15 protein-coding genes are annotated in these 13,116 nt (G+C 55.0%); 6 read left to right on the top strand and 9 right to left on the bottom strand.

The features are described from left to right. Positions 1–16 precede the first annotated feature (16 nt). Positions 17–1,039 (bottom strand): hypothetical protein, encoded by a 1,023-nt coding sequence (locus ACTH3S_RS05195; RefSeq protein ID WP_441807965.1) that lies wholly within the window; start codon positions 1,037–1,039, stop codon positions 17–19. A gap of 164 nt (positions 1,040–1,203) precedes the next feature. Between ACTH3S_RS05195 and ACTH3S_RS05190 the strand changes: the two genes are divergently transcribed. Next, positions 1,204–1,476 carry an HU family DNA-binding protein gene (locus ACTH3S_RS05190; RefSeq protein ID WP_441807964.1) on the top strand — a complete coding sequence of 91 codons (273 nt, stop codon included), beginning with the start codon at positions 1,204–1,206 and terminating at the stop codon, positions 1,474–1,476. Positions 1,477–1,560: 84 nt separating this feature from the next. On the opposite strand, the gene ACTH3S_RS05185 is transcribed toward ACTH3S_RS05190, so the two are convergent. The 8 genes from ACTH3S_RS05185 to gshB all read right to left on the bottom strand — a co-directional run bounded on the left by ACTH3S_RS05185 (position 1,561) and on the right by gshB (position 8,499). Further along, on the bottom strand, positions 1,561–2,598 hold the full coding sequence (locus tag ACTH3S_RS05185) for a putative solute-binding protein (RefSeq protein ID WP_441807963.1): 1,038 nt from the start codon (positions 2,596–2,598) through the stop codon (positions 1,561–1,563). Positions 2,599–2,812: 214 nt separating this feature from the next. After that, positions 2,813–4,114, bottom strand: a complete 1,302-nt coding sequence (locus ACTH3S_RS05180) for a dihydroorotase (protein ID WP_441807962.1) — start codon at positions 4,112–4,114, stop codon at positions 2,813–2,815. Further along, complete coding sequence (locus ACTH3S_RS05175; RefSeq protein WP_441807961.1) at positions 4,111–5,133, bottom strand: aspartate carbamoyltransferase catalytic subunit; 1,023 nt, start codon at positions 5,131–5,133, stop codon at positions 4,111–4,113. Before ACTH3S_RS05175 ends, ACTH3S_RS05180 begins: the two co-directional genes overlap by 4 nt. Positions 5,134–5,160: 27 nt before the next feature. After that, positions 5,161–5,670, bottom strand: a complete 510-nt coding sequence (pyrR, locus tag ACTH3S_RS05170) for a bifunctional pyr operon transcriptional regulator/uracil phosphoribosyltransferase PyrR (RefSeq protein ID WP_441807960.1) — start codon at positions 5,668–5,670, stop codon at positions 5,161–5,163. Positions 5,671–5,685: 15 nt separating this feature from the next. Further along, positions 5,686–6,117 carry a Holliday junction resolvase RuvX gene (ruvX, locus tag ACTH3S_RS05165; protein ID WP_441807959.1) on the bottom strand — a complete coding sequence of 144 codons (432 nt, stop codon included), beginning with the start codon at positions 6,115–6,117 and terminating at the stop codon, positions 5,686–5,688. Beyond that, a complete protein-coding gene (locus ACTH3S_RS05160; protein ID WP_441807958.1) occupies positions 6,110–6,676 on the bottom strand; it encodes a YqgE/AlgH family protein in 567 nt (188 codons plus the stop codon). Before ACTH3S_RS05160 ends, ruvX begins: the two co-directional genes overlap by 8 nt. Continuing rightward, positions 6,673–7,536 (bottom strand): TonB family protein, encoded by an 864-nt coding sequence (locus ACTH3S_RS05155; RefSeq protein ID WP_441807957.1) that lies wholly within the window; start codon positions 7,534–7,536, stop codon positions 6,673–6,675. The genes ACTH3S_RS05160 and ACTH3S_RS05155 overlap by 4 nt, the downstream gene beginning before the upstream one ends. A gap of 9 nt (positions 7,537–7,545) precedes the next feature. Next, positions 7,546–8,499: a glutathione synthase gene (gshB, locus tag ACTH3S_RS05150; protein ID WP_441807956.1), complete on the bottom strand. Its 954-nt coding sequence runs from the start codon at positions 8,497–8,499 to the stop codon at positions 7,546–7,548. A gap of 297 nt (positions 8,500–8,796) precedes the next feature. Between gshB and pilG the strand changes: the two genes are divergently transcribed. The 5 genes from pilG to ACTH3S_RS05125 all read left to right on the top strand — a co-directional run. Then, positions 8,797–9,189, top strand: a complete 393-nt coding sequence (pilG, locus tag ACTH3S_RS05145) for a twitching motility response regulator PilG (RefSeq protein ID WP_441807955.1) — start codon at positions 8,797–8,799, stop codon at positions 9,187–9,189. 34 nt (positions 9,190–9,223) lie between these two features. Continuing rightward, positions 9,224–9,586, top strand: a complete 363-nt coding sequence (gene pilH / locus ACTH3S_RS05140) for a twitching motility response regulator PilH (RefSeq protein WP_088558729.1) — start codon at positions 9,224–9,226, stop codon at positions 9,584–9,586. 20 nt (positions 9,587–9,606) lie between these two features. After that, the gene (locus ACTH3S_RS05135) at positions 9,607–10,152 is read left to right on the top strand and encodes a chemotaxis protein CheW (protein WP_441807954.1); all 546 of its coding nucleotides are present in this window, start codon (positions 9,607–9,609) and stop codon (positions 10,150–10,152) included. A 92-nt stretch (positions 10,153–10,244) separates the two neighbouring features. Continuing rightward, positions 10,245–12,320: a methyl-accepting chemotaxis protein gene (locus ACTH3S_RS05130; RefSeq protein ID WP_441807953.1), complete on the top strand. Its 2,076-nt coding sequence runs from the start codon at positions 10,245–10,247 to the stop codon at positions 12,318–12,320. Positions 12,321–12,347: 27 nt separating this feature from the next. Next, the coding region (locus ACTH3S_RS05125) for a CheR family methyltransferase (protein ID WP_441807952.1) at positions 12,348–13,116 on the top strand (769 nt) is incomplete at its 3' end.

Below are 13,116 nucleotides of genomic sequence, written 5' to 3'. Positions count from 1 at the left end.
CTGGAACATTGACGGATTACAGCAGACCATCCAGGTCCATGGTTTCGACTTCTTTCTTCTGGTCGTCCCAGAAAGTTCCCAGCTGGCCCAGCGGCGTACGGTGGCCGGTGTGCTCTACCCACAAGCGATCAGAAATTGCGACGACAATATTGGTCGCCATGGCATCCACAAAAGCCCAGTCTTCGTTGGCAGGGCGAACATCAAGTGACTCTGCGTGTTGACGAACCACTGCCTTCACCTTTGCCTCATCGCCTTTATTGGTCGCGGCAATTGCATGGAATACATGGCTAAGGCGAACACCTGCCTCTTCGCCTTGGCGATCGGCCGCCGCCAGTCGCTCAAACGCATCTTCACCTTCGGGTAGCGCGCCGGGCATCATAGACCAAACTGTCGCCTTAAGCGCCACAGGTGCGCCCCACCACTTATCGTTGTCCAGGCAGCTTGCCGCCCGAGCCACAACAGAACCTACGTTCTTGGGAACACCAATGGACGAGGTCGACTGGATCTCTGAATTAAGCGCCTGCAGGCCTGAAAGCAAACCAGCAAGGTAAATAAACTCGCCCATGTCGTCGTCAAAGCTCGGGCACTCGCCTGTGCCAGGCTCACCATAAAAAGCATTGTGGTGTTGCCAGGATTTGAGATAGCGCTTAGATGCGAGGGCGTATGAACGCTTCTGACGAATCATTGCATCTTCAGCTGCATTACCCTTTCCTTCATACAAGGCTGCCAGTGCTGCCAACTCATGCTCACGACCCTGCTCTTCGGCACAACCGCCAGCGGAAAGGTAAAGCATTACGGCCAACTGATCCGGCTCGCTGGTCACGCGGCCAAAGGACATAAGCAACGGCGCTGTCGCCTCGCTCATGGCGCACCCCATAGCCAAATCACCACTTTGCATCAGGTAGGGTATGGTGTGCTCGCGGGAAAATCCTTGCATCACGTTACCGGTGGTCTTGTAGACCATGTGGTTGACTGCGCCGCAACCGGACAAAAACGTCCCCAGGGCCAGCGCCAAAAGTAACTTACTAAAATACATCATATTTTTGTGCCTTCTAAAGGTTTTGTATTGTTATTCTGATCGCGCAGTCATTGCGCCCTGCTGCCTTCGAGTTTGCACAAAGCGCCGCGAGCCACTATAGATTTAGGCAACCGTATGCCCGTCAGGCTGCGGCTCCGATAGACAAAAACAAAAAGGAACACCCGATGCGCAAACCTGAGCTCGCGGCGGCTATCGCCGACCGCACTGACCTCACCCGCGACAAAGCCAGCGAAATAATTACCGCCATTACGGATCAGATCTCGGCTGCTGCTGCACGGGGTGAAGACATCACCCTAATCGGCTTCGGCACTTTCTCTATTCGCGAGCGCGAAGCACGGGATGGCAGAAATCCTCAAACCGGGGCCCCCATTCGCATTTCCGCCAGCAAAACCGTCGGTTTCAAAGCAGGCAAAGCCCTCAAAGACGCGTTCCGTTAAACCTGCCCAGCGTCAGCTACTGATAAAACGTGGAAAGACCCTACCCTTCGCACAGGAGGGTCTCTTTCAATATCAACCGGTTTATCAGGAAGCACACTCAGAGCGAGATGCATCCACGCGACAGCGAATGGCCTTCATCAGCTTAATCGCCCGCTCGTCATAAACCCCGTCATCGAGCAATGAAAGGCGCACTTTGCGCAGCATTTTGTCGTACTCTGCAACGTCTTCCTGAGGCAGAGTCATCCAAACGCTTTCTGGCACTTCGGCTTCTGCTTGGGCGATGATTTCATAAGCTTCATCGAGGCGCTTGATGGCTTCATCACGCACCATCTGGCCTGCAGATTCGGGGAAACGGTCGCGGTGGATGATGACCTGAAAATTCATATACGCCAGAGCATATTTCAGCACTGCGCCATTGGGCTGAACGCCTTTGTACAATTCCAGCGGCGTATAAGCCACAGCCGGCGCATAGGCAAGATCCACACTGCCGTTGTTGAACTTGCCGGCAAAGTTGGCGGAGTTGGAGCCGACCACCGATGCACCTACATGGCGGACCATGCGAACGGATGCCTGATCGTAATCGAGGGTCGCAATACGCTTACCCTGAAGTTTTTGAACAGAATTGATGTTGCGATCACGGGTATGCAGATATATCGCCCCCCCAGGGAATACACCGGCGACCTCGTAAGGGCCATCTGTCAGCAATGGGCGAGCGTTAGGCTGGCTGAGGGTGTTGTAGAGCAGACGCATTTCTTCTTCACCGGGTACGGCGCCCATGGCTTCAAGGCTTCCGGTGAACTTATTGAATTCACGGGCACGAGTACCGGTAAGCAGCACAGCATCACACTGTCCCGCCTTGAAATCTTCGGCGGCGACCTTTTCATCGGTGTAGGCGCTCAAATTAAGCTTGATGCCACTTTTTAGAGCAACGGGCTGGAACGTTTTAGTAATCGCAAACAACGGTCCGTTGGCACCAACCGGATCAAACACGCAAAAGCGCCGTTCCAGAATATCAGAGCTGGCTTCGGTCTCTGCCTGGGCATGGCCCAGCGAGGGGAGAGCAAGACTGGCGCACAGAGCGGCAGCCAAGACCACCCGTTGCGGGAAGGTTACTGATTTCACGGGATGACTCCTGAATTTTTGTTATCTGGCCGAAGTGGTTATCGTGTTACCTGTCGGGCCACGTATTGTTGCACCAACGGTATGCCAGCAGACACAAGAATACGTTGGCACAGGTGCCTTCTTTCAAGCGTTTTTAAGCAACATGCGGGATTATGTGATGGTGTCGACAGAGGTTAGCTAACCTCTGCCGCATTTTTAATCTGACTTTCGGGCCTCAGGCGCTCGCCCAAACCTCCCTTCCCTCTACCAACGTAAGTCGCACTACGCCTGGCAATGATTGCCCTAGCACAGGTGCATGATGACCCGCCGAAATCAGCGACTGATTGTTTGGCGTCCAATTCGCATCAGGATCAAACACGCAAAGATCGGCTATATCATCTTGACCAACCGAAGCGATCCGTCCGATCACCGATGCCGGGCCAGACGTAAGCCCCCGAGCCAACTCAGCAAGCGTTAACTCACCCCGGTGCACCAATCCAAGACCCAACGAGAGCACGCTCTCTATACTGGATAGCCCCGGCTCAGTATCTGGCAAAGGCGCCTGCTTGGCCGCACTTTCGTGGGGCAAATGCTGGCTTACGATGGCATCAATCACACCGTCACGCACGCCCGCCACCAATGCCTTACGATCGGCCTCAGAACGCAGCGGCGGGCGCAGATGAAAGCGACTGTCAAAGCCCGCCAGCGCGTCTTCAGTAAAGACAAGTTGATGCATGGCCACATCAGCGGTCACAGCAATACCCCGACGCCGAGCGTCAGCAATCATTTCAACACTGCGACCACAGGAAAGCTGGCTCAAGTGCAGCCGTACACCGGTTTCTTCCGCCAGCAACAGCATTTCCATAACGGATGCGGTCTCTGCCACTTCTGGAATCCCGAGCAGACCAAGCCGTGACGTTACGAGGCCGTCATGGGCGTAGCCATCCGCCGCTAACGACTGATTCTCAGGGCGCAACATTACGGTTAGGCCGAACGTTTGAGCGTATGCCATGCAGCGGCGAAGTACTCGGGCACTGCGCACCCCGCGGGAACCGTTGCCCATGGCAATACAGCCGGCGGCGGTAAGCCCTGCCATATCACTAAGCATTTCCCCATCCAGGCCACGGGTCACCGCGCCCACGGGCAACACCCGAATAGACGAACTTGCCGCTGCGCCATCACGGATCAGATGGGTGACGGCCCGGGAATCATTGACCGGCGACGTTTCGGGAGACACACACACGGTTGTGAAACCGCCCCGGGCTGCAGCTCGGGTCTCAGAAGCTATGTTGCCCTTCTGGCCATTCCCCGGCTCCCGCAGATTGCAGTACAAATCTACAAACCCCGGAGCAATCACGCACCCTTTGGCATCAAATGTCTGATCGGCATCGGTTTTTTCCGCGGCTTCACCTGTGGCGTCAATACGCCCGTTGCGAATCAATAGCGCAAGGTTCGGCGTGTCACCACCATGACCGTCCAACAAACGGCCGCCCGTAATTTTAAGGCTGGCGTTAAGGGATTGCTCGTTGCCGCTCATGCCGGGCCCCTCTCATTCAATTCACTCAGTTTTTGCTGACGCTCTGCCACCTGCCCACCCATAGCCATGGACATCACCGCCATGCGAATAGCAATACCATTTGTTACTTGGTTCAGAATGACTGATTGCGGGCCATCCGCCACGGCGGATTCAATTTCTACGCCACGGTTAATCGGGCCTGGGTGCATGACAATGCATTCCGGATGCGCCAGCGCCAGCTTCTCCTGGCTCAATCCGTAAAGCCGGTAAAACTCACGCTCACTTGGCAACAGAGCGCCTTCCATACGCTCTTTTTGCAAGCGCAGCATGATTACCACATCCAGATCCTTCATGCCTTTGGCCATATCGTACTCCACGGTGCAGCCAAGACTTTCCACATCTTTAGGTAGCAACGTGCCGGGCGCGATCACTCGTATCTGCTCGGCACCTAATTCATTCAAGGCGCGGATCTGGGACCGAGCTACTCGTGAATGCAGGATATCGCCCACGATGGCGACCTTCAGGCCTTCAAATCCACCTTTGTGTTGGCGAATGGTCAGCATATCCAGCATGGCCTGGGTGGGGTGAGCGTGACGGCCGTCACCGGCGTTGATAATGGCAACACCAGGGGTCACGTTTTCAGCAATAAAGTGTGGCGCGCCACTTTGAGCATGGCGCACCACAAACATGTCGCTGGCCATGGCCTCGAGATTCAGAAGGGTATCTGATAGAGACTCACCTTTGGACGTGGCCGAAGTGTTGATATCCAGATTAAGCACATCTGCAGAAAGCCGCTTGGCGGCAAGTTCAAACGTGCTGCGGGTGCGGGTACTGGGCTCAAAGAACAGGTTGACCACCGTTCGCCCCCTTAACAGGGGTACTTTTTTGATGGTCCGCTCACCCACTTCAATAAAGGAATCTGCAGTATCGAGGATATCGGTCAGCAGCTCCCTGCCTAGTCCATCGAGAGTCAGAAAATGCCGCAACTGGCCGTCCCGGGTTAGCTGCAAATGTTTGGGGGAAGGTACGTTTGCGGTCATGATTTGCCTGCTATCGGGTTCGGGAGTTTACTGTCCGGTTTCCTGGAGTTCGATCCGGAGCGGATCTGGGCCGCGAAGCTTTACACGCTGCCGTGCATTGAGTACCAATGACTGACCAGCCACATCGGGCTGAATGGGCAGCTCGCGGGCGCCCAGATCGATCAAAGTACCAAGTATAATACTGGCTGGACGACCATAATCGAACAACTCATTCATTGCGGCGCGGATGGTCCGACCACTCATGATGACATCGTCAATCAGGATAATATCCCGGCCCTCGGTATCAAAAGGCAGGCTTGAGGGCGTCACTTTGGGGTTCAGGCCAATCCGGCTAAAGTCATCCCGGTAAAAAGAGATATCCAGTTCACCAAACGGCTCTTCAATACCCAGGCGCTTGCCAAGAATCTCCGCCACCCAAACTCCGCCTGTTCGAATGCCAATCAGTACCGGCGACTCAATGCCGCGCTCTGCAAGCAGGCTACGCAGTCCCGTTTCCAGCTCATCCATCAGCTGGTCTATATCACGCAATGCGCTCATTACATCCTCGCTTTTTTATTCTGTTTGCAGCCGACACCAGGTTTCCAGTATCAGCACCGCTGCCCGATCATCCACGCCGTGGCGACCAAAATCCCGGTTGCCGCCGGCGGCTATAACGTCGCCTTTGGCTTCGTAGCTGGTCAGGCGCTCATCTACCATTTCTATCGGCACATGAAAGCGTCCATGCAGGCGCTTACCGAATTTTCGGGCACGGCCACACATATCGCTTTCGCTGTCATCCATATTCAGGGGCAGGCCTACCAGCACCAGATCCGGCTGCCACTCCGCCAGCAGCTTCTCGAGCTGACTCCAGTCCGGCGCTCCGTTGTCGGCGGAAACCATAGCTAGAGGCTGGCCCGTGCCAAGCATTTCCTGGCCGGTAGCCACGCCAATGCGGCGCAGACCAAAATCGAATGCCATAACGCTACGGCGGCCGGCTTTAAGCATGCCCCACCGTATCACTGAGTTGGGTAAGGTCTATTCCGATCAGTTTCAAAACGGCGTCGTAACGTTCAGCCCAAGGTGTTCTGAATAGAATATCGTTGGTTGCGGGGCAGGTCAGCCAAGCGTTACTCCCCAACTCGTCTTCTAGCTGGCCCTCACCCCAGCCTGAGTACCCCAGCGCCATCAAAAACTCTTCCGGCCCTTCGTTGTAGCCAATACCGGCGAGTATGTCACGGGAGGTAGTCAGCATAACGTCGTCGGCGACCTTGGCGGTATTCTGCCAATCTGCGCCCGGAGAATGCAAAACAAAGCCACGTTCTTGCTCAACCGGACCGCCGCTGAATACGGGCAAATCAAGTTCACCACCTTGGAGGTCCAACTGCTCCAGAATTTCCCCAAGATGGATGTCTAGCGGCTGGTTGATCATCAACCCAAGTGCGCCATCCTCGGAGTGTTCGCAGAGGTAAATAACAGCACCATGGAACCGGGGATCAGCCAAATAGGGCGAAGCCACCAAAAAGTGGTGCCTCAAGCTGTGAGGAGAGTGTTTCGATGCTGTCATCCGGATGTCAGCCCCCGTTGCTGGAAGGACCAGGTACGTATGATTTCTAGCTCGTCTACGTCTTTGCGCATCTCATCTGGAAAGGGGGCAAAGGGTGCCGCCATCCTCACAATGCGTATCGCCGCGTCATCGAGCAACGTGCTTCCTGACGAGTGCAGAATAGCCACTTCCTTGATTGTGCCATCTTTCTTCATGGATACCAGCATTCGCAGGGTGCCATACACACCGGCACGGCGGGCCTCAGTCGGGTAATTAATATTACCAACCCGCGTCACTTTGCCAACCCAGTTCTGTACATACCAGGCATTGGTCGACTTTAGAGTGGAGGCAGCGGTTACCCGCATCACCCGAGGTTTTCGTGCGTAAGCTTGCTGCTGGGCATCGAAACGAGCTTCAAGGCTGGCGATCTCCAGGCTGCGCTCCATCAAACTTTTCTTTTCTTTTACCGGTAAAGGCTCGTCTTCCGGCTTCGTGCGCTGCTCCGGTTGCTGAACCTGCCGGCGCGACTGGCTTTGCGTCTGCACGACCGACTGTTCCTGGCGGCGAACCGGCTCGGTTTGCGCTTGTGGCTCGGGCTGTACCTGGGCCACTTCCGGCTGACTCATTTCGGAAGGCTGGGGTGTGGTCATTTCCCGGGGCTCATCCTCGGTACCACTGCCTTGCTGGCTGGTCTGGGCCAGGAAGTCCGCTTTCTCCGGTGCCCGCTCATCGTCAAACTGCGACAGGGTGATTTCCATGGTTTGAGCAGAAGAGCGTGGCGACTCAGGCGCAAAGGTAATTCCCAGCACCACAACCGCATGCACCGCCAGTGCCATAAATAGCGTGAAGGAAAATCGGTCGAAGTCGCTTACCTGCCCCATAACTCCCCGTCAGCCCCGGCCTAGTCGCTTCGCGACAGCGTCCATCAAAAGACCTGAAATGTCGGTTCCGAAGGCGGTGTCCAACTCACGGATACAGGTTGGGCTGGTCACGTTAATTTCGGTCAAGTAGTCACCAATAACATCCAAACCCACAAACATCAGGCCTTTTTCTTTGATAACCGGCGCTACCCGGGCGCAGATCTCACGGTCACGAGCCGTAAGCTCACGGCCTTCGCCCCGGCCTCCGGCCGCCAGATTGCCGCGATTCTCGCCTTGTGAAGGAATTCGCGCAAGAGAGTAAGGCACGGCCTCGCCCTCAATCATCAGAATGCGTTTGTCGCCGTCGCTGATTTCGGGTATGTACTTCTGGGCCATGGCTTGGTGAGTGCCATAATTGGTCAGAGTTTCAATAATTACGCCCAGGTTGAAGTCGTTTTCCTTAATGCGGAAGATGGAGTGGCCACCCATTCCGTCTACCGGCTTCATGATGACGTCGCCGTGCTCAGCGTAGAACTCCCGGAAACGCTTCGCCGACCGACTCACCAGCAACGGCGGCGTAAGGTCTTCAAATTGGGTAGCGAACAGCTTTTCGTTGCAGTCCCGCAAGGTTGCGGCTGGGTTAACCACCAGAGCACCCTGCTGTTCAGCCGATTCAAGAATATAGGTAGCAATTAAGAACTCGCGATCCACCGGTGGATCTTTACGCATCAAAATGACGTCGAGATCGCCCAACGCACGATCCCTGGCCTCACCGTAGCTATACCAGTTCTCAGGATCCATGTGGACCGTCAGGCTGCGCGTGTGGGCCATGGCTTTGCCGCCGTCCATATACAGGTCTGGCAACTCCATGTACTCGATTTCCCAACCACGGTTTTGGGCTGCCAGCAACATCGCTAATGAACTGTCTTTTTTGAAATGGATATCCTCAATCGGATCCATCACGATCCCGAGTCGAACTGTCATAATGTCTCTTAAACTCCTGAGGGGTAAAAACACGAACCGGTCTGCAGAGTGAACCAGACAATAAGTGCTATGCTGAGAAACCAGATGGTATTGTACCCGAGCTGTGATTGCATCCGGAGAAATCCTTGGTCAATTACGTGATGCTTCAAGCAAAAGTACATTTGGTCACAAAGTAATACTTTTTATCGGGCCACCGATAATCTATAAATGATCAGGGTTTATAGAAGAACCTTAAGGTTTATGTTAAAACCCTCGTTTGAAAACAATGACAGTCGCTGAGCGCAAGGCACCTGGATAATGGATGACAACTTCGAGAACTTGAAGATCATGGTGATCGACGACAGTAAAACCATCCGTCGCACCGCAGAAACTCTCCTGAAAAAAGTTGGTTGTGAGGTTATCACTGCAACGGACGGTTTTGACGCTCTGGCCAAAATTGCAGATTCACAGCCGGACATCATTTTTGTAGATATCATGATGCCCCGCCTGGACGGTTATCAGACTTGCGCGCTCATAAAGAACAACTCCTCTTTCAAAAAGACGCCGGTCATCATGCTGTCAAGCAAGGACGGGCTGTTCGATAAGGCCAAGGGCCGCATCGTCGGCTCGGATCAGTACTTGACCAAACCGTTCAGCAAGGATGAGCTGCTCAATACGATTCGTCACTACGTACCCGTGACGCCACAGTAAACCCTGCTGACACTAAAGAACCATCGAGGAACCAATGGCTCGCATTCTGATTGTTGACGACTCTCCTACCGAGGTTAAGAAAATCTCTACCATTTTGGAAAAGCACAAACACGAAGTGCTTACCGCCGACAATGGCGCAGATGGTGTTGCTAAGGCCCGCGCCGAGACCCCAGACCTGGTGCTCATGGATGTGGTTATGCCTGGCCTTAACGGCTTTCAGGCAACCCGCCAACTGACCCGAGCTCCGGAGACGGCTTCCATCCCCGTGATCATTGTCACGACTAAGGATCAGGAAACTGACCGCGTATGGGGCACTCGCCAAGGCGCCAAAGGGTACCTGGTAAAGCCGGTTAACGAAGACGACCTGATCAAAACAATCAACAGTCTGATTGCCTGATCCCTAACCGTGGAGTAAGCATGTCCGCCCAGGCCGCCCCTTTTGCCGTTCTGACGGATATCGCCCAACGCAGCCGCGCTATGGCTGCGGGCTTGCCGGAACAACAAGAAGCCGTAGAACTGTGGAACGGCATCGGCTTCGTTCTTGCGGGTGAGCGCTATGTAGCTCCCATGGGTGAGGTCACTGAAATACTGCACGTCCCCCGGTTTACACATATTCCGGGAGTACGGCCGTTTTTGATGGGCGCCGCCAACGTACGTGGTCGCCTTCTTCCCTTGGTAGATCTTGCCGGCTTTTTTGACATTCCTCGCTCGTCCCGCAGCCAGCGGGAACGGCGGGTTCTGGTTATTGAGCGGGGCGATGTATTCAGTGGTTTGGTTGTCGATACCGTGCTGGGCATGCAGTACTTTGCATCCGACAGTTTTAAGGCAGCACCGGCTGGTGTGCCTGAAAACGTTCAACCGTTTGTCGCCGGCGGTTATGAACGAAACGAAGAAGTCTGGAAAGTGTTTTCTGCCGTCGACTTGCTCGATGATGACCGCTTTCTTGACGTCGCACAGTGGTAGGGGTGACGACAGTGGCAGGACAAACACCCTGACTGCCTGAAACCTGACTAAAAACAACTTGCCAAATTCTTGAAGAGGCCGGGAGCCAGAAAATGAAAAACAGAGCCGGAAGAATCGGTACGGGACAGGGAGGTAACAAGCTTGTTGCCGGCCTGATCACCTCACTGATCGCACTCACCGTCCTGCTCGTTGTGGTCCTGTTTATTATCAACAGGGACAGCCAGAACGACCAGGAATACATTGCCAACGCCGCTGAACTTAGGGTGCTGTCACAGGAAATTGCGAAAAACGCAACTGAGGCCGCCGGCGGTACCGCCGAGGCATTTAACCAGCTGCGCCGCTCCCGTGATGAATTCCAGCAGCTTTGGGGCAACGTGACTGAAGGCAACCCGGAAACCGGCCTGCCACCTAGTGAACTAGCCCGCAAAGGCGGCGTTCAGCAGCACTGGAACACGGTACGCGAGAACGCCGACAGCATTCTATCCACTCAGGACGCCGTGCTCGGCCTACACGAAGTAGCGCGCACCCTGAACGAAACCATTCCCCAGCTTCAGGTTGAATACGACGATATCGTACAAATCCTGCTGGATAACGATGCGCCGGCAGAACAAATTGCACTGGCACAACGTCAGTCCCTGCTGGCAGAGCGTATTGTACGCTCAGTGAACAACGTACTCTCCGGCGACGAAGACGCCGTCATTGCCGCTGACCGATTTGGCCGTGACGCCAGCCTGTTTGGTCGGGTACTTGAAGGCCAGCTTAACGGCAACCCAGCCATGGGCATCTCCAAAGTTGACGACGAAGATGCCATTTACGGCCTTGAAGCGGTTGACGAGCTGTTCGAGTTTGTCTCCCAGAACGTAGACGCGATCCTTGAAGCCTCTCCCGACCTCTTCAAGGTACGTACTGCGGCTAGCGACATTTTCCAAAACTCCGAGATTCTACTTTCCGAACTGTCTGTTCTCGCTGAAAGCTTCCGTGCCCAAAGCGGCTCACGGCTTGTTAGCCCGACCCTGGCCTTTATTATCCTGGCGGCCATGGTTGCCATGGTTGTGTTTATCGGCCTTGCTCTATACCGGGAAGCCCAAGCGCGTCTGGCAACCACTCAGGAACAGAATGAGCAGAACCAGAACGCGATTCTGCGCCTGCTGGACGAACTGGCCGACCTGGCTGATGGTGACTTGACCACTGAAGCCACGGTCACCGAAGATTTCACCGGTGCCATTGCTGACTCTATCAACTACGCGATCGACCAGATGCGCGGGCTGGTACAGGCTATTCGTGGCACAGCGGTACGAGTGGCATCAGCGGCGCAGGAAACCCAGTCTACAGCCATGCACCTGGCCGATGCTTCCGAGCACCAGGCCCAGGAAATTGCTGGCGCATCTGCCGCTGTAAACGAAATGGCTGTCTCTATCGACCAGGTATCTTCAAACGCTGCGGAATCTTCTGCGGTTGCGGAGCGCTCGGTTGCCATCGCCAAGAAAGGCGCGGAAGTGGTACAGAACACCATCCGCGGCATGGACAACATCCGTGAGCAGATCCAGGAAACCTCCAAGCGGATCAAACGACTGGGTGAGTCTTCCCAGGAGATCGGTGACATCGTATCCCTGATCAACGACATTGCCGATCAAACCAACATTCTGTCCTTGAACGCGGCTATCCAGGCCTCTATGGCCGGCGATGCAGGCCGAGGCTTTGCGGTCGTTGCGGACGAGGTTCAGCGCCTTGCTGAACGTTCCTCTGCGGCAACCAAGCAGATTGAAGCCCTGGTTAAGACGATCCAGTCTGACACCAACGAAGCTGTTATCTCCATGGAACACACTACCGCCGAGGTAGTACGTGGCGCACGTTTGGCACAAGACGCGGGTATCGCCCTCGAGGAAATCGAGAACGTATCCATGAGTCTTGCGGAGTTGATCCAGAACATCTCCAACGCCGCACGCCAGCAGTCGTCTTCAGCGGCACACATTTCCAACACGATGAACGTTATCCAGGAAATTACGTCCCAGACATCTTCCGGTACCAACGCGACCGCTAAGTCTATCGGGAACCTGGCGGAAATGGCCTCCGAGCTTCGGTCCTCCGTTGCCGGCTTCACGTTGCCTGAAGAGGACCTGGCAGACCACGAAGAAGAGGAAGACAGCAACGTGCCAGTGGTGGGTTGATCCACAACCGGGGGCTAATGGCGGTTTATGTCTAAGCTTCACAACAACCCGTCATCTGCCAAGAGTGCTTGGTTTCTGCGCCGTCTCCCTGAGATGGACGAGGCGCAGTTCGACCAGTGGCAGGTGCTGTTGGAGCACCGTACAGGCATGACACTGCCGGCAGAGCGCCGCTCGTTTCTGGAAACCAATCTGGCCATCCGGATGCGAGAAATAGGCTGCAGCAGTTATCAAGCCTACTACGAGGCAATTGTCTCGGGGCCGGATGCCATACGAGAATGGTCAACACTGGTTGATCGGCTAACGGTACAGGAAACGCGCTTTTTTCGGGATCCTGACGCTTTTCGCTTGGTTGCCGACTATGTTCTCACGCGGCCAAGAGAACAGTTCCGTAAGCGGCCTATTGAAGCTTGGAGCGTTGGATGTTCCACCGGTGAGGAGCCTTACACTCTCGCCATGGTGCTGAACCAGTGCATGAGCCAACTGGCTCTGCAGCCGTTGTATGGCGTGACCGGCTCGGATATCAGTAAGCCAGTCATTGAGAAGGCCCAGGCTGGCCAATTCAGTGCCCGCAAGCTGCTGGGCATGGAAGAAGACATGAAAACCCGGTACTTCCGCCCGGCCGAGCGGAACACCGTAGAAATTGTAGATGGCATCCGGGAACGGGTCTGCTTTACCAGACTGAATGTGCTGGATCTGGATAAAGCACCCATGCACGGGATGAATATTATTTTCTGCCAGAATTTGCTGATTTATTTCCGTCGCTGGCGCAGGCGGGACATTGTCAGGCGACTTGCAG

The sequence above is a fragment of the Marinobacter sp. genome, assembly GCF_052094685.1.
Classification (GTDB): Bacteria; Pseudomonadota; Gammaproteobacteria; order Pseudomonadales; family Oleiphilaceae; genus Marinobacter.
The sequence above is the reverse complement of the archived record's forward strand: the minus strand, read 5'-3'. Positions and strand labels throughout refer to the sequence as shown.

Bases quoted from the DNA above. Each gene is read 5' to 3' on its own strand.
- ACTH3S_RS05180 (WP_441807962.1), bottom strand. From the start codon at position 4,114: ATGAGCGGCAACGAGCAATCCCTTAACGCCAGCCTTAAAATTACGGGC.
- pyrR (WP_441807960.1), bottom strand. From the start codon at position 5,670: ATGAGCGCATTGCGTGATATAGACCAGCTGATGGATGAGCTGGAAACG.
- pilH (WP_088558729.1), top strand. From the start codon at position 9,224: ATGGCTCGCATTCTGATTGTTGACGACTCTCCTACCGAGGTTAAGAAA.
- ruvX (WP_441807959.1), bottom strand. From the start codon at position 6,117: ATGCTTAAAGCCGGCCGCCGTAGCGTTATGGCATTCGATTTTGGTCTG.
- ACTH3S_RS05175 (WP_441807961.1), bottom strand. From the start codon at position 5,133: ATGACCGCAAACGTACCTTCCCCCAAACATTTGCAGCTAACCCGGGAC.
- ACTH3S_RS05190 (WP_441807964.1), top strand. From the start codon at position 1,204: ATGCGCAAACCTGAGCTCGCGGCGGCTATCGCCGACCGCACTGACCTC.
- gshB (WP_441807956.1), bottom strand. From the start codon at position 8,499: ATGACAGTTCGACTCGGGATCGTGATGGATCCGATTGAGGATATCCAT.
- ACTH3S_RS05135 (WP_441807954.1), top strand. From the start codon at position 9,607: ATGTCCGCCCAGGCCGCCCCTTTTGCCGTTCTGACGGATATCGCCCAA.
- ACTH3S_RS05160 (WP_441807958.1), bottom strand. From the start codon at position 6,676: ATGACAGCATCGAAACACTCTCCTCACAGCTTGAGGCACCACTTTTTG.
- pilG (WP_441807955.1), top strand. From the start codon at position 8,797: ATGGATGACAACTTCGAGAACTTGAAGATCATGGTGATCGACGACAGT.
- ACTH3S_RS05195 (WP_441807965.1), bottom strand. From the start codon at position 1,039: ATGATGTATTTTAGTAAGTTACTTTTGGCGCTGGCCCTGGGGACGTTT.
- ACTH3S_RS05155 (WP_441807957.1), bottom strand. From the start codon at position 7,536: ATGGGGCAGGTAAGCGACTTCGACCGATTTTCCTTCACGCTATTTATG.
- ACTH3S_RS05130 (WP_441807953.1), top strand. From the start codon at position 10,245: ATGAAAAACAGAGCCGGAAGAATCGGTACGGGACAGGGAGGTAACAAG.